A 1,183-nucleotide genomic window follows, 5' to 3' on the forward strand; every position below is an offset into this window, starting at 1 on the left:
ACCATTTTTAAGAATAATGGACGAGGAATTCCAACAAGTCGTTTAAATTCCCCATCATTAAATCTAGTTAAATTTTCATATTTCATGGGACTAGTATAAACAATTTTTTACTTTCGCAAGAGGTCTATTTATTTGAAATTAATTTCATAAAATGGATAAGTATTTATAATTTGATCGAATATTTGGATTAAATATTAAAATATCTGTAGCTTAGGAAGAAACGATATCACTTATTAGAAAAAGTACACTCTTATCTAAATTTTTAGCTCAAATCTAATCTGACAGGTACACTAAAAAATGGATAAATCTCAGATCGGGTTTGAGATATCGTCTCAAACGTACAACCCAAAGAATAATTTCGCTCTGAAAATGACAACCATGGAAGGACATAATAGAGTCTTTAGCTAAAAAACTATTTAGTTTATCGCCAATGGCTATCCGTAACAGCACTTTATATATCAACGCCTTTCCTGACTATACCCTGTCCAAATTAAATTAGGTGTATCATCATATAAACAGAAACACAATGCAGGCCAATAATGGTCATTTGTCACCATCACCCCAAAACCCTTCAAATGGGGAAAATCTGCATAATACGTTGAGTGTATATACCATCCTTGTTTTTCAAGATTACCTTGATTCATTAGATCATCAGGAACAATTAATTGATGCCGTAAACTTCCATCTGCATTATAGATAGCAGCATTATTTGGTCTTAAAAAGAACATCTGGTACTCTGAGTTTTGGCTCAACTTAGAAGGCTTTTCACCAAAAATAATCAAAAATCTTGTACGATCTGATAAAACATGAATATTCTCAGCAATAGGTAAAATATACTCACTACCATCCTCATAAATTATCTTTTTTTCTAAAATAGTAAGTTTTACATCTTTCAACAAATAATCATTAAAAATCTTAAGTGAAGTATCAGAATCATATTAGACCTCTTTCATAAATCAAAAAACAGCCACCTTTTAGATCAAAAAATATCCTGCAAAGTTTCATATTTTCAAGCATAATCCCCCCTATGAAATATCTAGACTTTAAAAAGCTTCGTGAAACTCAGTTTAAGCGATACACAGGCATCTCATGGTCAACCTTTGATTTGATCGTTGAATACATGAAGAAGAAGATCCACACCAAAGGGCGACCAACCAAGCTTTGCGTGGAAGATCAGGTTCTA

The 1,183-nt window shown here is 32.0% G+C and carries 1 protein-coding gene and 1 pseudogene; both read right to left on the reverse strand.

Features of this window, described 5'->3' with window-relative positions:
- Positions 1-86: pseudogene (locus tag GBN19_RS16015) on the reverse strand (IS5/IS1182 family transposase); the annotation flags it as partial.
- A gap of 372 nt (positions 87-458) precedes the next feature.
- On the reverse strand, positions 459-896 hold the full coding sequence (locus tag GBN19_RS15400; RefSeq protein ID WP_151778699.1) for a hypothetical protein: 438 nt from the start codon (positions 894-896) through the stop codon (positions 459-461).
- Positions 897-1,183: the final 287 nt, after the last annotated feature.

The organism is Acinetobacter brisouii, from assembly GCF_008993995.1.
Classification (GTDB): domain Bacteria; phylum Pseudomonadota; class Gammaproteobacteria; order Pseudomonadales; family Moraxellaceae; genus Acinetobacter; species Acinetobacter brisouii_A.